Origin of the sequence: Aquitalea aquatilis (assembly GCF_005155025.1) — a bacterium.
In the GTDB taxonomy this organism is placed as follows: Bacteria; Pseudomonadota; Gammaproteobacteria; order Burkholderiales; family Chromobacteriaceae; genus Aquitalea; species Aquitalea aquatilis.
In genome coordinates, this window is record NZ_CP039731.1 from 617,987 (window position 1) to 636,817 (window position 18,831).

Here is an 18,831-nt window from a genome sequence, read left to right on the forward strand (position 1 = left end):
AATATCAGTGCTTTACGACTTATCTGGTGCTGTGCATACAGCCTGTTCTTTGGTAATGACCTGTTCGCGGTTTTGCAGAATATCGTTGGCAAACATGTTCGCCGCGACGCGGGTTGCAGTCTTGTATGTGATGTTTGCGTTATCCCGCAAATCCTTCTGAAACATGCAGTGACACACCTCGGAGGGCGGCCAGTCAAGCCGCCCTCTTTCACATTCTAGTCCTGCTGCTGCCTGATCCGCTCAATCACCACCCGTGCCAGATGCTGGGTACTGACCCCAGGTGACATCACGTCCGGGGTGGCAATGCCATCCAGCAAGGTGGCCCGTACTGCCTGCTCGATGCGCAGTGCCAGCTTCGGACGCTGCCACCATACCCGCAGCAGCATGGCCGCGCTGAGAATGGCAGCCAAAGGATTGGCAATACCCTGGCCAGCAATATCCGGGGCCGAACCATGTACTGGCTCGGCAATTGCCGCGGCCACACCCAGATTCAGCGAAGGTGCCAGGCCCAGACCGCCACCAAATGCTGCCGCCAGATCCGACAAAATATCGCCATACAGATTGGGTGCCAGCAGCATGTCGAAGCTTTCCGGTGCCTGCGCCAGGCGCAAAGCTGCCGTATCCACCAGCATTTCATCTACCGTAATGTCGGGAAAGTCACGAGCAACCTCACGCGCGCAGTCGCGGAACAGGCCATCGGTGCGCGGCAGGATATTGGCCTTGTGAATGATGGTGATGCGCTGACGGCCAGCATTGCGCGCCAGTTCGAATGCGCTGCGCGCCACCCGCAATGAGGCCTTGCGCGTAATGCGCTTGATGGCCACTGCGACTTCACCGTCAGACTGCTCATCACCCACATACAGGTCTTCGGTATTTTCGCGCACGATGATCAGATCAATACCACCACGGCTGCTAGCCAGGGGCAAACTGAGCGTGGGACGAATATTGGCATGACAGCCCAGTTCACGGCGCAATTGCACAATGGGCGAGCGATAGCCCTCCACCAGCTGCATCGGTGAGCTGACAGCCCCAAAAAACACCGCCCCGCATTCGCGGGCAGCAGCCAGCGTACGCTCTGGCAGCGCCTGGCCATTGCGACAGAACTCTTCCCAGCCGGCATCCGCAAACACCAGTTGCAAGCCGGGCAGTACCGCCTGCAACACGCCCACGGCCACCGGTACCACTTCATGACCGATCCCGTCGCCAGCTATCACGCACAGTTTCATCTTCACCCTCTCATCATCGCAGCCAGGAGTGGCAATTCTACTCGCTGCACGGCCGATACCGCACAATTAATGACATTCGGATTGGCGATGACAGCCAGGGCGCACACTGTCCGACAAGCATGGCGCTATGCCTGCCCTTTATGCACTAGCGCAGCACGCAATACAATTTGCTGATCTAAATCAATCACCCATTAAGAACAATCAGGAATAAACACAGCGGAAAGAAATCGTTAGGGCTACCTCATTCTTTAAGGTAACATCCTGTTCCAGTTGACTTTCCCGCCAGGCCCCATGCCCTGCAAGCCATAGGTAGCGGCCAGGCCTGGTATCGCAGCGATTTGATCATTATGCACAATGACATAGTGAGAACGGCTAGCAATGTTTAGTCAAGCGGACCCGAAAAGGGTAAAATCGCGGCAACCACTCATTCCTTGATTTCTTTTGGATAGCGAGCAGCAATTTATATGTCCTCCCCCAATCTGACCGCTGAAAAGGTCCTGTCGGTTCACCACTGGAACGACACCCTGTTCACCTTCACCTGCACCCGCGATGCCGGTCTGCGCTTCATCAACGGCCAATTCGTCATGATCGGCCTGGAAGTGAACGGCAAGCCGCTGATGCGCGCCTACTCCATTGTCAGCTCCAATTACGAAGAGCATCTGGAGTTTTACAGCATCAAGGTACAAGACGGCCCGCTGACTTCGCGCCTGCAGCACTTGCAGGTCGGCGATACCGTGATGATCAGCAAAAAGCCCACCGGCACCCTGGTACAAGACAATCTGCTACCGGGCAAAAACCTGTACCTGCTGTCTACCGGTACTGGCCTGGCACCGTTCATGTCCATCATCAAGGACCCGGAAGTTTACGAACGCTACGACAAGGTCATCCTGACCCACGGCGTACGCTGGGTAAGCGAACTGGGTTATCACGACTACATCACCAATGAACTGCCGGAAAACGAGTTCTTTGGCGATATCGTGAAAGAAAAGCTGATCTACTATCCGACCGTGACCCGCGAGCCTTTCCGCAACCAGGGCCGCCTGACCGATCTGATCACCAATGGCAAGATGTGCGCCGATATCGGCCTGCCGCAGCTGAGTCCGGAAAACGACCGCGTACTGATCTGCGGTAGCCCGTCCATGCTGCACGACCTGTGCGAAATCCTGAATGGCCTCGGCTTCAAGGAATCTCCGCGCATGGGCGAGCCGGGCGACTACGCCATCGAACGCGCCTTCGTCGAAAAGTAAGAGCAGCCCAGCTGCAAATACCAAACGCCATCCAGCAGGATGGCGTTTTTGTTTGTCCTGACCAGCACTCAACTAGCGCTGACGGAGTGAGGAACGCAAAAAAGGGAGGCAGAAGCCTCCCTTTTCTTATGCGAGCCAGACGCTGACGTCTTGATTAGTTTGCTGCGGAAGCCGGAGCGGCTTTCTTGGCAGCGTGCTTTTTAGCGTGATGCTTTTTAGCAGCGTGCTTCTTGGCCGGAGCGGAAGCGTCAGCAGCTTGGGCTTTCTGAGCGGAAGCTTCTACTTTCTTGGCAGCGTGCTTTTTAGCGTGGTGCTTTTTGGCAGCGTGCTTTTTAGCCGGAGCGGAAGCGTCAGCAGCTTGGGCTTTTTGAGCGGAAGCTTCTACTTTCTTGGCAGCATGCTTTTTAGCGTGGTGCTTTTTGGCAGCCTTTTTAGCCGGTGCGGAAGCGTCAGCAGCTTGAGCTTTTTGAGCGGAAGCGTCTACTTTCTTGGCAGCGTGCTTTTTAGCGTGGTGCTTTTTGGCAGCCTTTTTAGCCGGAGCGGAAGCGTCAGCAGCTTGAGCTTTTTGAGCGGAAGCGTCTACTTTCTTGGCAGCGTGCTTTTTAGCGTGGTGCTTTTTGGCAGCCTTTTTAGCCGGAGCGGAAGCGTCAGCAGCTTGGGCTTTCTGAGCAGAAGCGTCTACTTTCTTGGCAGCGTGCTTTTTGGCGTGGTGCTTTTTGGCAGCTTTTTTAGCCGGAGCGGAAGCGTCAGCAGCTTGGGCTTTCTGAGCGGAAGCGTCTACTTTCTTGGCAGCGTGCTTTTTAGCGTGGTGCTTTTTGGCAGCCTTTTTAGCCGGTGCGGAAGCGTCAGCAGCTTGGGCTTTCTGAGCGGAAGCGTCTACTTTCTTGGCAGCGTGCTTTTTAGCGTGGTGCTTTTTGGCAGCCTTTTTAGCCGGGGCGGAAGCGTCAGCAGCTTGGGCTTTCTGAGCAGAAGCTTCTACTTTCTTTTCGCCCTTCTTGGCGTGATGAATCTTGGCAGCTTTGGCTTTCGGTGCGGAAGCAGCCGGAGCAGAAGCGTTGGTGGCGGCGAAACCAGCAGCGGAGCTCAGACCGAAGGCGGCAGACAAAACGAGCAGGGTCAGTTTTTTCATGTTGCGTTCTCCAATATCAAGTGGGGAGTGTTCTTTCCGAGACACCGCAGCGGTGTTTCCATGAGTCGTATCCTAGCCCTGCCCGTCAAGCCCGTCTGTGAGTGCTATGTAAGCCCGTGTAACGCTAAGTACAAAACTAGCGGTGCGTCACGGTGACGACCTGATAAACCCCGCCAAACAAGGTCTCCTTATGCCAGTCGAAGGCATCGGCTTCACTGGCGTAAGCAGAAATCTCGTTTTTCCACAGTGCTTCGGCAAAAGGCTCCAGCACGCGGTTGACCCATTTGAGCAACCAGCCGATCGGTTGCCAGGCTGCCGGCTTGTGATAATCGACAAACACCGCCTTGCCACCCTGGGGGACCTGCGACAGCATGTTGTCGACAATGCGATGCTTCAAATCATCCGGCACTTCATGCAGCAGGAAGAAACTGCAGATCAGGTCTGCCGGCTGCTCCAGCTGATAGCTGGCCGCATCGGCCCGCACCACGCGCGCCTGCGGGTAGGCCGCCAGCTTGCGCGCACCATGTTCGACCTGGACCGGGGTGATGTCGGTCAGCACAAACTGACCGTGTTTTCTGACCTTGGCGGCAGCCTTTTCCACCAGATCGCCATAGACATGGGCGACCTGCCATACCCGCATGCCGGGCCGGATTTGCTGCAGATAGCGGCGCATCAGCCGCTGGTCATTCAAAAACAACAGCGTGCTGACCACCAGATTGCGGTCCAGCAGCGCGGCGCGGCGCGGGTTGACGTAGGCCCAGTCGTAGACTTCGGTCATGTAGTCCGGCACCCCTTCGTAATAGGGGTTGTACGGCAGCGGTGGGTGGTTGCGGCTCATGGTGGCACCTTGGTATTAGCTATTCATCAACAAAGTTTAGCAAATGCTAATATGCAAACTATTGAGCTAGGCCAAGCTTTACCCTGATCCGGCAACATGCTGTTTACCAATGCAAAACGGCCCATATGGGCCGCTGTTGCGAGTCAAAACCATTCAATCCGCCAGGGTCAGCACCACAGGGGTGTGATCGGAGGGCCGCTCCCACTTGCGTGGTGTCTTGTCGATGATGCAGCCGCTGGCGCGCGCCTGCAGGGGCGGGGTAATCAGGATGTGGTCGATACGCACGCCCTTGTTGCGACGGAACATCATGGCACGGTAATCCCACCAGCTGTACTGCTTGTCCTCCTGGTTGAACAGGCGGAAGCTGTCGACCAGCCCCAACGCAATCAGCCCGCGAAAGGCCTCGCGCTCCGGCGTGCTGCACAGCACTTGCTCTTGCCAGCTTTCCGGGTCGTACACATCACGGTCTTCCGGCGCGATATTGTAGTCGCCCAGCAAGGCCAGCTGTGGATGGCGGCTTAATTCATCGGCCACATAAGCATGCAGCTTGCCCAGCCATTCCAGCTTGTAGGGGTATTTGGGTGAATCGACGGCCTCGCCATTGACGAAGTAGCCACAGATCACGCGCACGCCATTGACCGTGGCGGCAATCACCCGCCGCTGCGGGTCGTCGTAACCGGGAATACCCTGCACCACGTCTTCCAGTTGCAAGGGCTGTCGTACCAGAATGGCCACGCCGTTATAGGTTTTCTGGCCAAACCAGGCTGCGCGGTAGCCGGCAGCCTCGATCTCGGCCAGCGGAAACACATCCTGATCCATCTTCAATTCCTGCAGACAAAGCACGTCCACCGGACTATCCGCCAGCCATTGCAGTACCTGTGGCAGGCGGACCTTGAGTGAATTGACGTTCCAGGTGGCTAGTTGCATATCTTCAGTTCTCGTTTACAGATGAAAGTGGCTGCACGGCGGCAGCCACTACATTACATATAAGGTATCAGCCCGGCTGACGGCAGGAGGCAAACATGTCCAGCTGCTTGTCATAGACGCTGGTATGCACCCCGAGCAAGCCCAGCATCGAGTGGAACAGATTGTCGTGCGAGTACGGCTCGGCCTTGCGCCCTTCCAGGCAGCGCTGGTTCAGCCCGACTTCCTGCTGGAAGCTGTCAGAGAACCACATCATCGCCCCGATATGCTTTTGCGCTTCCGGGGCAAACAGATAGGGCGTGCCATGCAGGTACATGCCGTTTTCACCCAGTGATTCGCCATGGTCGGACATATACAGCATGCCGGTGTTATAGCGCTGCTGGTTGGCACGCAGGAAGTCGATGATGCCGGACAGTACGGTATCGGTATACAGGATGGTGTTGTCGAAGCCGTTAACGATCTGCTCACGCGGGCAGCGTGATAGCTCGCTGGTCTGGCATACCGGCTTGAACTGCTCCAGCGCTGGCGGATAGCGCTTGTAATAGGCCGGCCCGTGGCTACCCATCTGGTGCAATACCAGCACGACGTCGCGGTCGGACTGGTCGATCAGCTGCTGGGCATTTTTCAGCAGGATTTCATCCCAGCATTCGCCAGTGGTACACAGCTTGTCATCCTTGCTGTTGCTGACATCTTCCAGCGTCACGCGGTTGCACACATCCTTGCAGCCCGACTGGTTGTCGCGCCAGATCACGTTGTAGCCAGCCCGCTTGAGCACATCCAGCACGTTTTGCTGCCGTGCCGCCTTGTCGCCGCTGTAATTGTCGCGGCCGATATTGGAGAACATGCAGGGCACCGAGACCGCTGTTTCCGTGCCGCAGGAGTGCACATTGGGCAGATTAATCAAACCGCTCTGTGTCGCCAGTTTGGGATTGGTATTACGTGGGTAGCCGTTGAGCGAAAAGTGATCGGCACGTGCGGTTTCACCCACCACCAGCACAAATACCGTCTTGCGCTTGTGCTGCTTCCAGCTGGCATCGCGTGTGGCGTCCTCACCCAGCGGGCTGATCGTTACCGGACCGCTATTGTAATGGTCCTGCACATAACCATTGGTGGCCTGGATATAGTTGAAAGGCGTCAGGTAATGGCGCAGCTGGCGGTTGTTGCGGAACAGCGAGGCGAAATCCTGATAGGCCGCAAAGGCGATGCCCAGCAGCACCGCCGCCGAAACCAGCAGCGTCAGTACCCGCACACCCCCCTCTTTCAAGGGTGAGCGCCATTGTATCTGCCGCCGGCAGATCCACCAGGCGGGCAGTATGCCCAGCACGATGACAAACAGCGCCATCTTGCCGGTCAGCAAGTCGCGCACTTCCTTGTTGTCGGTCTGGACTGCGTTCTGCACCATATGTACATCAATCATCACCCCGTACTGGTTCATAAAGTAGGTAATGAAAGAGGTGGTCAGCAGCAATAAGGCCATCACGGGCTTGCCGATATACGGCCAGTTGAACAGCGACAACACCAGATTGTAGAAGGCAGTGACCAGCAGGAAGGACTCCAGCAGCAGCTTGATGCCGTGGCCATCCAGTGGCCCGACAATACGCAACATCTCCTGCCAGAATGGCAGGTTGTAGAACAATACCAGCGCGAGCGACACCAGCAGGGTGAGTCGCTCGGGTCGAATGGAGCGGTTGAAAACCATCTTGCCCTCGTCAACAAGGGGCCGCCGCACATCAGCGCGGTACAGCTGGCCCGGCAATGGAACAGACCGGCCACGGTGGCGGCAGCCTGACTTGATTGTTAGGTAGCCATGACCGAGCCCGCTAAGCTGGCCGGCATGGCAGAAAATCGACGCCATCTTACCCGATTAGTCGAGTGGCAATATGGCATTTCTGTAGCGATTGTTTTAACAGATATGCGCCCCCGCGCAGCCTGATGCGCGGATGACTCCACGCGACGCGGCAGCCTGCATGGCTGCGGCTGGCTTGAACAAATAAACAACAGTAAATTTGATCAAATTTGCCGAGCTGCGGTATTGCTGGCTAGAATGGACTCATGTTCATCACCGGTAGAACCAAATTGTCCAGACAAACCAAACCCCTGCAGTCCCAGCAACATCCCCTCTGCCCTACCAAAAACCCCAACCGTTCCACGCTGCGCCCCTTTAGCGACGCCTTTACCCTGCGCACGCCTAGCTTTGCCCATCATCAGCGCCCGCATCGTCCCGACAAGGCAGACAACGAACCTTCCAGCTGATTTTAGTGAAATGGCGATTCAGCCCTGCACCCGGTCATGCACCGCGGCAGCACCAGGCAGTTTCACCGAGGCGTCATCTCACTGAAAGTACGACCCGACACCGCCTTATGGCGGTTTTTTCATGTCTGCGGTGGATCAGCAGGCAAAAAAATACCCCCAAGGGGGATTGGGGGTAGGGAAAAGACACAATATCGATGTCCTTTGAGGGGCAGAGATAAGCGTCTGGCTCGCTTGCTGCTCTTGGAGATAACCCGTTGAGCAAAGATTAGAGCCAGGGCTAATCAGGGGAGTTCCCTCCCCCGTGTAAATAATTGTCGCGGTTCAGGCTGCCTGTTCCACCATGCCGGAATGGCGCAGCAAGGCGTCGATCTGCGGGTCACGGCCACGGAAGGCGCGGAAGGATTCCAGTGCCGAGCGGCTGCCGCCGACAGCCAGTACCTCATCCCAGAAACGCTTGCCGGTGGCGGCATTGGCACCGCCCGCCTCTTCAAAAGCGGCATAGGCATCGGCCGACAACACCTCTGCCCACTTGTAGCTGTAGTAGCCCGCCGAATAACCGCCGGCAAAGATATGGCTGAAGCTATTGGGGAAGCGGTTGTAAGCAGGCGGGAAGTTGACTGCCACTTCCTGGCGGACCTCGTCCAGCAAGGCCATCCAGTCGCCGGTGCTGGCGTCGAAATCGGTATACAGCAGCATGTCGAACAAGGAAAACTCCAGCTGACGCACCGTCATCATGCCGCTCTGGAAGTTCTTGGCCGCCAGCATCTTGTCGAACAACGCGCGCGGCAAGGTTTCGCCAGTGTCGGCATGGGCGGTCATGCCTTGCAGCACATCCCATTCCCAGCAGAAGTTTTCCATGAACTGGCTGGGCAACTCCACCGCATCCCATTCCACGCCATTGATGCCGGACACACCCAGCTCCTCCACCTGAGTCAGCATATGGTGCAGGCCATGGCCGAATTCGTGGAACAGGGTGATCACTTCGTCGTGGGTAAACAGCGCCGGCTTGTCACCCAGCGGGCGGGTGAAGTTGCAGGTGAGGTAGGCCACCGGGGTTTGCAGCGTATCGCCCTTCTTGCGGCGGCCACGGGCATCGTCCATCCAGGCACCGGGGCGCTTGCCCTCGCGCGAGTACAGATCAAAATAGAAACTGCCCACCAGCTGCCCATCCTTGAGGATGTCGTAGAAACGGACATCGGGATGCCATACCGGCGCGCTGCTGTCGCGCACTTCCACGCCGTACAGGGTGTTGACCACACCGAACAAGCCAGGCAGCACCTTGCTTTCCGGGAAGTACTGCTTCACTTCCTGCTCGGAGAAGGCATAGCGCGCCACGCGCAGCTTTTCTGCGGCATAGGCGATGTCCCAGGCTTGCAGGTCGGCCAGGCCCAGCTCCTTGCTGGCAAAGGCTTCCAGCTCGGCGCGGTCCTTGGCGGCAAAGGGTTTGGCACGGGCAGCCAGATCACGCAGGAAGGCAATCACCTGCTGCGGGCTTTCCGCCATTTTGGTGTAGAGCGACAGCTCGGCAAAATTGGCAAAACCCAGCAGCTGGGCTTCTTCGCGCGTCAGCTGCAGCTTTTCGCGGATGATTTCGGTGTTGTCGTGTTCCGGCAGGCCAAACTCCGAGGCGCGCTTCACATAGGCGTCGTACAGCTTCTGGCGCAGCGCACGGCTGTGGGCGTACTGCATCACCGGGAAGTAAAACGGGAACTGCAGGGTGATCTTGTAGCCGGTTTTCTCATCAGCCTGGGCGGCGGCGGCAAACAGCGCCAGCGCATCTTCCGGCACGCCGTCCAGCTCGCTGGCATCGTCCAGATACAGGCTGAAGGCGTCGGTGGCGTCCATCACATTCTGTTCGAAGCGGGCGGACAGCTCGGCCAGCTTGCTCTGAATGGCGGCATAGCGCTGGCGCTGTGCTTCCGGCAGCTCGGCACCGGACAGGCGGAAATCGCGTAGATCGTTCTGGATGATTTTCTGGCGGGCGGCATTGTAGCCAGCATAGGCCGGGCTGGCCTCGATGGCCTTGAATTGGCCGAGCAGGTCCAGGTTCTGCCCCAGTTCGGTCCAGAATGCAGAAATGGGGGCGATGTTGGCGTTATAGGCATCGCGCAATTCCGGGGTGTTCACCACCGCGTTCAGGTGTCCTACCACGCCCCAGGCGCGCGACAGCCGCTCGGTGGCATCGGTGAGCGGATCGACCACATTTTCCCAGCTCGGGCTGTCCGCATGCGCGGTCAGCTGTGCCACGGTGTGGCGCGCCTCGGCCAGCAATTGTTCGATGGCCGGGCTGACATGTTCGGGACGAATCTCGGCAAAGCGTGGCAGTCCGGTAAAGTCGAGGAGCGGGTTCTGGCTCATTGTTCACTTCCTGTGGGCAATTGGCAGTGGCTGGCACAGCACTGCGCCGGTATCGAAATCAGGCAGCACACCAGCGAACCGGCGGCAACCATTGCTATATGATAGGGAATCCTGAACCTGTTAGATGAGGACGTTCTGATGAATCGCAATATCCGCCCCTACGATGGCAGCGCACCGCAGATTGCCGACTCCTGCTATATCGACCCGGCCGCCGTGGTGATTGGCGACGTGACGCTGGCGGACGATGCCTCGGTGTGGCCGTTTGCCGTGATCCGGGGCGATGTCAACGCCATTCATATTGGCGAAGGCAGCAATATCCAGGACTTTGCCATGCTGCACGTCACCCACAAGCGCGACAGCGACCCGGTGGGCGCACCGCTGCACATCGGCAAGCATGTCACCATCGGCCATCATGTCACCCTGCATGGTTGCACCATCGGTGACGAAGTGCTGGTGGGCATTGGCAGCATCATTCTGGACCGTGCCATCATCGAAGACCGGGTGCTGATTGGCGCCGGCAGCCTGGTACCGCCGGGCAAGCGGCTGGAGTCCGGCTATCTGTATCTGGGCAACCCGGTGAAACAGGCACGCAAGCTGACCGAGCAGGAACTGGCCTATTTCAAGTATTCCGCCGAGCACTATATCCGCGTGGCCAACAAGCACAAACCGAATCTGGCCTGATCTCCCCGGCCCTGCCTGCCGCTACGTGGCTGCGGGCAGGCGGCTCCGGCCGCGGCAAAATACGACGCGCCAGCATGACTGTTAAAAAACTGTTTAAACAACAGCTTGAATACGCAAGTACATCCCCGCCAATTTAAATCACTTGGCATTAAGTCAGGTAACGGGAATGTCATATCCCGGGTCTACACTGCGCAGCATTATCCGTTCTGAAGCCGCATGACATGTCCCTGATCAAGCGTTTATGGCTGACCATTCTGTTTACCGTGGCCAGCCTGCTTATCGTGCTGGCCGTCACCAGCCAGCAGTTGTTCTCGCTTACCCAGCATGTGGATGACTACAGCCAGCATCAGCAGCTGTCGGCCAATCTCTACCAGTTCAAGGCCGGTGTGCTGAGCCTGGCGCGGGCCGACCCCTTGCAGCCGGATACCGCCCGGCACCTGCAGCAAATCAAGCAGCAAGTCGCACGGCTGAGCGTGAATATCGCAGCCAGCCTGCCCGATGCCCAGGCCAAGGCCTTCAAGGAGCAGACCGGCCAGCTGTGGCAGGAATACGCCCGTAATCTGGAAAGTGCGCTCACCATTGCCCAGAGCGCGCCGCAGGATGCGCTGTCGATTCCGGAGCAAGCCTATCAGCAAAGCCTGGTGCCACTAGTGGCCCTGCTCGACAAACAACTGGAACAAGCCAGCCGCCAGCAGAGCAGCGAAGAAGCCGCCATGCACGGCATGCTGAGCCGTCTGGCCGTTTTCATTCTGGGGCCGCTGGCACTGGCCAGCCTGGCCGTGGTGCTGATCCAGCTGGCACTGGCGCGCCGCCTGAAAGGGCAGATCGCCGCCATGGGCCGGGCCGTCGATGCGCTGAGCGAGGGTAATCTGGCCTCACGCCTGCCGGAAACCGGCAAGGACGAGCTGGCGCAGATGTCGGCCCGCATCAACCGTTTTCTCGAACGCCTGAACGAGCTGCTGACCAATGTGCACCAGCACGCCAGCCGCAACCAGCGCGACAGCCAGCATCTGCAATTACTCACCAGCCAGGCGGCGGATGCCAGCCGTCTGCAAACCGGCAAGGCCAATCTGAGCAATGAGGCCGCCGAGCAGATTGCCAGCCAGGCCGACAGCGTGGCGCAATTCATCGAACAGGCCGAAGCCGGTTCGCGTCAGGCATTGCAGCGCACGGAACAGGCACGCCAGCTGGGCAATGCCAATGCCAGCGCCATGCAGCATCTGGCCGCCCGCATCGGCATTGCCATGCAGGAAATGCAGCAGCTGAACCAGTCGATTGGCGACATTGCCCAGATCAGCACGCTGATCCGCGATGTGGCCGACCAGACCAATCTGCTGGCGCTGAATGCCGCCATCGAGGCCGCCCGTGCCGGCGAACAGGGCCGCGGCTTTGCCGTGGTGGCCGACGAAGTGCGCAAGCTGTCCGAGCGCACGGCCAGCGCCACCTCGCGCATTTTCGACAGCCTGACCAAGGTGGAAACCGTCAAGCAGTCGCTGGGCGATGCCATCGATACCGCCGGCAAGGCCAGCCACGACAACCAGCATGCCCAGCAATCGCTGGATGCCGCCCTCTCCAGCGTGGATGAAACCCTGGCACGGCTGGACGAGCTGATGGGCAATATCAGCCATTCGCGCCAGCAACAGAGCGAGGCCGGCAACAGCATCCGCCAGCACGGCTTCGAACTGGCGCACCTGGCCAGCACCATCGACGAGCAGATGCGCGACGCCAGCCCGGTCATGCGCCAGCTGGCAGAATCGGCCAGCGTGCTGAACCAGGCACTCAGCTGGTTCCGTCTGCACGCAGCCTAGATTGCAAGCTGGGCGAGGCATGACATAAATCCGTCACACCTGCGTCATGATCTTGCCGTAGCGTGTTGGCTTTCATTGTGGACAGCCTGCCATGTCGCTCGTCAAACGCCTCTGGCTTACCATTGCCTTCACCCTGCTCAGCCTGGTGCTGGCGCTGTCGCTGACCGGTGTGCAGCTGTATTCACTGACCCAGCAGTTCGAACAATACCGCCAGCGCCAGGCGCTGTCGGCCCACCTGAATGAACTGAAAGCCGCCATGCTCAGCCTGGCGCGCGCCGACCCCATGCTGGACAGCACCACCCGCCAGCTGGCCGACACCAGCCGGCAGGTGCAGCAACTACGCGGTGACATCCTGCCCGCCCTGCCAAGCGAACGGCGTGACAGCTTCGACCAGACGCTGACCCAGCGCTGGGAAGCCTTTACCCGCCAGATTGCCAGCGCGCTGAAAATCGCCGAAACCTCACCGGAAGATGCGCTGAACATTCCCGATGCTGCTTACAAGATGCACATGCTGCCGCTGATTGCAGCCATCGATCAGCAACTGCAGGCCGAGCACGACGGTCTGGCCGTGGTCGAAGCCGACATGCAAACCACCGTGGGCCGCCTGTTGTTCGCCATTCTCGGCCCGCTGGTGCTGGTGGGCATGGTGGTGGTGCTATTGCAGCTGGCGACTGCCCGCGCCCTGAAAAACCGCATCCTGATGATTTGCCTGGCTGCCGACAAGATTGCCGCCGGCAATACCGCCGCCCGCTTGCCCGATACCAGCCAGGATGAGCTTGGCCAGGCCGCCCGGCATGTCAATCTGGCCCTGGACAAACTGCTGGAGGTGATGCAGGACGTGCATGTCTCGGCCATCCACAGCGAAGGCCAGAGCCAGCAGGTGCTGGAGCTGACCACCCGCGTGGTCGAACAGACCCGCCAGCAAATCCAGTATGGCGAGCAAAGCCAGCAGGTGGCCCAGCTGCTGGCCGGGCTGAGTGCCGATATCCTGCAACAAAGCCGCCAGCCGGGCGGCCTGTCCAGCGAGCGCCTGCAAGCCAAGCTGGAAAGCACGGTGGCCGAGCTGCAAAAGCTGGGCCGTGCCGTCGACGACATCAGCCAGCTGGGGCTGCGCATTCGCGACATGGCGGAACAGAGCAGCCTGCTGGCACACGAGGCCGCCGTGGAAGCCACCAAGGTCAGACGCATGACCGACAAGGAGCTGATTTTCTTCCGCCGCTCCGACGAGCACTACCAGCGTCTGTCGGAACGCCACCGCGACAAGCTGTCGCAACTGGGCAGTCGCCCGGAAGTGCTCAGCAGCACGCAGGGCGAGAGCACCATCCCGGCTAGCCACAGCGGACCGCACACCGCACAGGCCCACGACGCAGGCTGATCCGACCGTTGCGCCATGAAAAACGGCAGCCATTACTGGCTGCCGTTTTACTTTTACGGTGTAGCGACGGGCTGATTACAGCGCGGCCAGGGCGGCGTCGTAATCCGGCTCGCTACCGATTTCGGCCACCAGCTCGCTGTGCAGCACGGTGTTGTCAGCATCCAGCACCACCACGGCGCGGGCAGTCAGACCAGCCAGCGGGCCGCTGGCCAGCTTCACGCCCCAGGCTTGCAGGAAGTCGGCATTGCGGAAGGTGGACAGGTTCACCACGTTGTCGATGCCTTCGGCTCCGCAGAAGCGCTTTTGCGCAAACGGCAGGTCGGCGGATACGCACAGCACCACGGTGTCAGCCTTGCCGGCAGCCTTTTCATTGAACTTGCGGACCGAGGTGGCGCAGGTCGGGGTATCGACGCTGGGGAAGATGTTGACGATTTTCTTCTTGCCAGCGAAATCGGCCAGGCTCACATCAGCCAGATCACCATTGGTCAGCGTCAGAGCCGGAGCCTTGTCGCCCTTGACCGGCAGGGTGCCTGCCACTTCAACCGGGTTACCGCGCAGAGTTACAGATGCCATCAGTCATGTCCTTCAAGCAAGAGCGGCCAATGCTGCGACTGGCCGCCGGGGTGGGGATGCACTCAGTGTGGGGCCTGATGGCAGAAAATCAACCCTGACAGCAGTCCGCCTATTCTTCCAGCTTGAGTCCCAGCTCGTTCAGCACTTCGCGCGCACTGCGAAACGCTTCCACGGCAGCCGGTGCGCCGCCATACACGGCGCTGTGCAGCAGCACTTCGCGGATTTCCACCAGGCTGGCGCCATTATTGATGGCACCACGCACATGGCCTTTCAGCTCGGTGCTGCGGCCCAGCGCCGCCAGCATGGCGCAGGTGATCAGGCTGCGGGTTTTCAGGTCCAGCCCCTCGCGCTGCCAGGTACTGCCCCAGGCATGTTCGTTCAGCCAGTCCTGCAGCGGTGCGGAGAAACCATCCAGATTATTCATGGCGCGTTCGACAAAGGCCTCCCCCATCACCTGGGTGCGGCGGGCCTTGCCAGCGGCGCGGTCTTGTTCGCTCATGTCTGCTCCTTAATAAGGGGATTCTGCTAGGGGTTGGGCGCGGCTCAGGACAGCAGGCTGCCCAGCACTTGCACCAGCCGTGCGCACTCGGCATCGGTGCCGATGCTGATGCGCAGGTACTGCTTGATACGCGGCGCAGTGAAATGGCGCACGATCACTGCCTGCTGGCGCAAGCCGGCAGCCAGCATGGCGGCATCGTGTTGCGGGTGACGGGCAAACACGAAGTTGGCCGCCGATGGCAACACCTCGAAGCCCAGCGCCTGCAATTGTGCAGTCAACTGTTCGCGCGTACGCATGACGGCCTGGCAGGTTTGGCGGAAGTAGTCGTCATCCTCGAAGGACGCCACCGCCCCGGCCAGCGCCAGCCGGTCCAGCGGATAGGCATTGAAGCTGTTCTTCACCCGCTCCAGCCCCTCGATCAGTTCGGCGTGGCCAATGGCGTAACCCACACGCAGGCCGGCCAGCGAGCGAGACTTGGACAGGGTATGCACCACCAGCAGATTGGGATAGTCATTGACCAGCGCGATGGCGCTGCTGCCACCGAAATCGACATAGGCCTCGTCGATCACCACGACTTGATCCAGATGATCGTCCAGCAGCTGGCGAATGGCCGACAGCGGCAGCAGGCGGCCGGTGGGCGCATTCGGATTGGCCAGAATCACCCCGCCGCAGGGCTGGCGGTAATCCTCCACGCGGATGGACAGGCCGTCGTCCAGCGGCACCTGACGGGCTTCAATACCAAACAGTCCGCAATACACCGGGTAAAAACCATAGCTGATGTCCGGCATCAGCAAGGGCTGTTCATGCTTGAGCAGGGCCTGGAACACGATGCCCAACACCTCGTCCGAGCTGTTGCCGACAAATACCTGCTGCTTGCTCACGCCATGGTAGCCGGCAATGGCGTCTTTCAGCTTGTCGCCGCTTGGGTCCGGGTACAGCCGCAGGCTGTCGTCGGTGGCGGCACGAATGGCTTCCAGCACCCGTGGCGAAGGCCCATAGGGGTTTTCATTGGTATTGAGCTTGATCAGCGTATCCAGCTTGGGCTGTTCGCCCGGCACATAGGGCGTGAGCTGATGGACCACCGGACTCCAGAAACGACTCATGATTCAACCTTTCCCGGCCACGCCCAGCGCAGCCTGTAGTTCATTGAGAGCGGCTAACAAAATAGCATCGCGTCCCTGATGCAAGGCGCGCCGACGCAGACAGTACAAGGGTACGGCCAGGAGGCGCAACACAGCAGCAGGGTTTTGTCAGCTGCTCTTAACGTCCTGCGCTGCGCGCCGACAGCAGCACACCACCCAAAATGGTGGCAATCCCCAGCAGGTGATAGCCATGGATGGCTTCACCCAGCAGCAACATGGACAGCAAGGCACCAAAGGCCGGCATCAGGTGGATGAAACTGCCGGCCCGTGCCGCCCCCACCCGCGCCACACCCAGATTGTAAAAATAATAAGCCAGCACAGAGGGCAGCGTGCCGACGTAGGCAAAGCTGGCCAGTGTCGACAGATTCGGCACTGCACGGCGGCCATGCAGCCACTCCAGCCAGAACATGGGCAGGATGACCAGCAGGCCGATGGCCACCAGCAGGGTCAGCAGTCCCAGCCGGTCCAGCCCCGCCGGCAGGCCGCGCAGCAGCAGGGTGTACAGCGCCCAGGCCAGCATGGCGGCAAACACCAGTGCGTCACCCTGATTGATATCCAGCGCAAGCAGTCGCGCCGGCTCGCCATGCGCCACCAGCAGCAAGACGCCGGCAAAGGACAGCAGCACGGCCAGCAACTGGCCACGATTAAGCGGCATGCGGAAGAACAAAGCCCCCAGCAGCACGATCAGGATGGGAATGAAAGAATTGAGCAGCACCCCGTTGGTGGCACTGGTGGACTGCAAACCCAGATACACCAGCGAATTGAAGGCGGCAATGCCCAGCAGGGCCAGCAAGATGATGCGCCGCCAATGCGGCTGCCACAGGGCGCGCTGGGCCAGCAAGGGCTTCAGCCCCAGCGGCAGCAAAATGAGCAAGGCAATCAGCCAGCGGCCAAACGACAGGGTCAAGGGTGGGATGCTGGCATGGACGGCACGGCCCAGCACGAAATTGCCAGCCCAGAACAGGGCGGCAAAGGTGAGCAGGCAATAAGCGACAGTGTTGGAAGAACGCGGTGAAGTCATGGCTTGAACCATGCCATGCCGGGCGGAAAGCTGGCAACTTTTTTGCGATGCAGCATGCGCTGCCCGGATAGCTGCTACGGGATAAAGCATATGCCAAGCCAGTGATTGGGCTGATTTGCACTGTACGACCAGCCGACGGTTGCTTCTGCCACGCGACATGCGCTGTCAGGCAACAAGCCACCTGAGCACGCGGCCAGTCCCCGTGGCGTGCGCCGCTGGAGCCGGGTTGGGCAAGGTCTTAAGCCGCTGCCTGTTTGAGCCATTCGACGCTAGCGAATGGCGAGTTCAGCGGCGCCTTGCCCGGCCTGGAAACTGCGGGAATTCGCACAGCCCCGGGGTCGCCTAGGGGTGCAGGGGAGCTAGCGAGGCAGCTCCCCTGCCTGTTGGCGGGCAGCCCCGCCATGAAAACAGTTCCGCGCAGCGGCACAACAGGCCCTGCCTTGCTTTAGATGACCGAGAGAGCAGCAGCACATAAAAAAAAACCGGAGCCATAGCCCCGGTCAACGACATCCCCCACGAGATGTATTCCCCATCAACAAACTGCAAGGAGCCGCAGCGGCCGCCGCCAGGGCGTGCCGGACAGCATCCAGTCAGAAGCGGTCAGCATAAGCGGGCTGGTGATGATCTGTCGATGTATTTGTGAAATATTTCCAACACAATTGATCAAACATTATTGTATACAATCATACAAACAATAGCTTACCGGAAAGACCATGTCATTGACGGTATTGTTTGATCAAATAATACAATTACTTGCAGAGCAGCCCGGAGAATGGCAGCGAGCCCGATCCAAGAAAATCCGCCGCCAATGAGCACGCGGCAAAGCAGATGCCAGCGTGCAAAATGTTAAACAAATGCCACAGTCAGCTGGCCAGTGCCGTCAGCCGCGCCAGCGCATCGGCCGCTTGAAAACGCCCTTTGCCATCCTGCGCCACCCGGGCCAACGCATGCTGCGGATCATGGGTGAAGAACAGCCGGCCTTGCCGGGAGAGCAAGTCATCCAGCAAGCCACGCTTTTCATCGATCAGCTGTTCCGGGAAACGGTCGTAACCCATGGTGATGGGCACATGCACCCAGGACGCGCCGGGGATGAGGTCGGCGGCATACACCACCGGGCCTTGGCCGAGCGGAATCTCCGTCAGCAGCATGCCGGGGGTATGGCCGTCGCTCAGATGAAAACGGTAATCCGCCGGCAGGCAGTCTGGCGTTTCGCCGTCGGTGAGGATCAGCCGGCCACTGTTTTCCAACAGGGTGATCAGTTCGGGAATGAAGGAAGCGCGGTCGCGGGCATGCGGCTCCTTGGCACGCTGCCAGGCGCTGCGGCTGACCACGAATTGCGCCTTGGGAAACAGCAGCCGCGCCGGGCCGCCATCCCAGGCGGCCAACAGGCCGCCGACATGATCAAAATGCAGATGAGACAGGATGACCACATCGATATCGGCATCGCTGCAACCGGCCGCAGCCAGATTGTCCAGCAACACATGGCCATCTTCCACCACGCCGTAGCGGGTTTTCAGCTCCGGGGCAAAAAAGGCACCGATGCCGGCTTCCAGCAGAATGCGCCGGCCGTCTTCCTCGCGCACCAGCAGACAACGACAGGCCAACGGCACCCGGTGTTGTTCGTCCGGTGCCAGCCACTGGCTCCACATGGCGCGCGGCGCGTTGCCGAACATGGCACCACCATCCAGTTTCTGGGAATTGCCAAGCAGGGAAGTCAGGGTACGCATGGTTGCTCCGCTCAAGATGCAGTGCCGATG

Annotated in this window: 16 protein-coding genes; 4 read left to right on the forward strand and 12 right to left on the reverse strand. The window is 59.6% G+C overall.

From position 1 onward, the window contains the following. Positions 1-12: 12 nt before the first annotated feature. Together FAZ30_RS20350 and FAZ30_RS02840 are read right to left on the reverse strand one after the other, a co-directional pair. Complete coding sequence (locus tag FAZ30_RS20350) at positions 13-165, reverse strand: hypothetical protein (protein ID WP_158613551.1); 153 nt, start codon at positions 163-165, stop codon at positions 13-15. A gap of 50 nt (positions 166-215) precedes the next feature. Continuing rightward, positions 216-1,226 carry an isocitrate/isopropylmalate dehydrogenase family protein gene (locus tag FAZ30_RS02840; protein WP_124642127.1) on the reverse strand — a complete coding sequence of 337 codons (1,011 nt, stop codon included), beginning with the start codon at positions 1,224-1,226 and terminating at the stop codon, positions 216-218. A 464-nt stretch (positions 1,227-1,690) separates the two neighbouring features. On the opposite strand from FAZ30_RS02840, the gene FAZ30_RS02845 reads away from it, so the two are divergent. After that, on the forward strand, positions 1,691-2,473 hold the full coding sequence (locus FAZ30_RS02845) for a ferredoxin--NADP reductase (RefSeq protein ID WP_124642125.1): 783 nt from the start codon (positions 1,691-1,693) through the stop codon (positions 2,471-2,473). A 154-nt stretch (positions 2,474-2,627) separates the two neighbouring features. Here the strand turns inward: FAZ30_RS02845 and FAZ30_RS02850 are convergent, their stop codons facing one another. From FAZ30_RS02850 to FAZ30_RS02870, 5 genes are all read right to left on the reverse strand, one after another. Beyond that, on the reverse strand, positions 2,628-3,602 hold the full coding sequence (locus tag FAZ30_RS02850; RefSeq protein ID WP_137008644.1) for a hypothetical protein: 975 nt from the start codon (positions 3,600-3,602) through the stop codon (positions 2,628-2,630). A 136-nt stretch (positions 3,603-3,738) separates the two neighbouring features. Continuing rightward, positions 3,739-4,440 (reverse strand): rhodoquinone biosynthesis methyltransferase RquA, encoded by a 702-nt coding sequence (gene rquA / locus FAZ30_RS02855; RefSeq protein ID WP_124644617.1) that lies wholly within the window; start codon positions 4,438-4,440, stop codon positions 3,739-3,741. Positions 4,441-4,593: 153 nt separating this feature from the next. Further along, complete coding sequence (xth, locus tag FAZ30_RS02860) at positions 4,594-5,367, reverse strand: exodeoxyribonuclease III (protein WP_124644616.1); 774 nt, start codon at positions 5,365-5,367, stop codon at positions 4,594-4,596. Between the two features lie 67 nt (positions 5,368-5,434). Continuing rightward, positions 5,435-7,063, reverse strand: coding sequence for a phosphoethanolamine transferase (locus FAZ30_RS02865; RefSeq protein ID WP_137008646.1), 1,629 nt, complete (start codon positions 7,061-7,063; stop codon positions 5,435-5,437). Positions 7,064-7,938: 875 nt separating this feature from the next. After that, positions 7,939-9,975 (reverse strand): M3 family metallopeptidase, encoded by a 2,037-nt coding sequence (locus FAZ30_RS02870; RefSeq protein WP_124644614.1) that lies wholly within the window; start codon positions 9,973-9,975, stop codon positions 7,939-7,941. 138 nt (positions 9,976-10,113) lie between these two features. Between FAZ30_RS02870 and FAZ30_RS02875 the strand changes: the two genes are divergently transcribed. The 3 genes from FAZ30_RS02875 (at position 10,114) to FAZ30_RS02885 (ending at position 13,839) form a co-directional block, all read left to right on the forward strand. Beyond that, the gene (locus tag FAZ30_RS02875; RefSeq protein ID WP_124644613.1) at positions 10,114-10,656 is read left to right on the forward strand and encodes a gamma carbonic anhydrase family protein; all 543 of its coding nucleotides are present in this window, start codon (positions 10,114-10,116) and stop codon (positions 10,654-10,656) included. A 221-nt stretch (positions 10,657-10,877) separates the two neighbouring features. Continuing rightward, positions 10,878-12,464: a methyl-accepting chemotaxis protein gene (locus tag FAZ30_RS02880; RefSeq protein WP_124644612.1), complete on the forward strand. Its 1,587-nt coding sequence runs from the start codon at positions 10,878-10,880 to the stop codon at positions 12,462-12,464. 91 nt (positions 12,465-12,555) lie between these two features. Further along, entirely contained in the window at positions 12,556-13,839 is a 1,284-nt protein-coding gene (locus FAZ30_RS02885) for a HAMP domain-containing protein (protein WP_124644611.1), read from the forward strand. Between the two features lie 75 nt (positions 13,840-13,914). Here FAZ30_RS02885 and tpx read toward each other — a convergent pair whose 3' ends face one another. The 5 genes from tpx to FAZ30_RS02910 all read right to left on the reverse strand — a co-directional run bounded on the left by tpx (position 13,915) and on the right by FAZ30_RS02910 (position 18,801). Next, positions 13,915-14,412: a thiol peroxidase gene (gene tpx / locus FAZ30_RS02890; RefSeq protein WP_124644610.1), complete on the reverse strand. Its 498-nt coding sequence runs from the start codon at positions 14,410-14,412 to the stop codon at positions 13,915-13,917. Positions 14,413-14,521: 109 nt separating this feature from the next. Then, complete coding sequence (locus FAZ30_RS02895; RefSeq protein WP_124644609.1) at positions 14,522-14,911, reverse strand: carboxymuconolactone decarboxylase family protein; 390 nt, start codon at positions 14,909-14,911, stop codon at positions 14,522-14,524. A gap of 44 nt (positions 14,912-14,955) precedes the next feature. Next, positions 14,956-16,014, reverse strand: coding sequence for a histidinol-phosphate transaminase (hisC, locus tag FAZ30_RS02900; RefSeq protein ID WP_124644608.1), 1,059 nt, complete (start codon positions 16,012-16,014; stop codon positions 14,956-14,958). Positions 16,015-16,171: 157 nt separating this feature from the next. Then, positions 16,172-17,074 (reverse strand): DMT family transporter, encoded by a 903-nt coding sequence (locus FAZ30_RS02905; protein ID WP_124644607.1) that lies wholly within the window; start codon positions 17,072-17,074, stop codon positions 16,172-16,174. A gap of 863 nt (positions 17,075-17,937) precedes the next feature. Next, positions 17,938-18,801, reverse strand: coding sequence for an MBL fold metallo-hydrolase (locus FAZ30_RS02910; RefSeq protein WP_124644606.1), 864 nt, complete (start codon positions 18,799-18,801; stop codon positions 17,938-17,940). Positions 18,802-18,831: the final 30 nt, after the last annotated feature.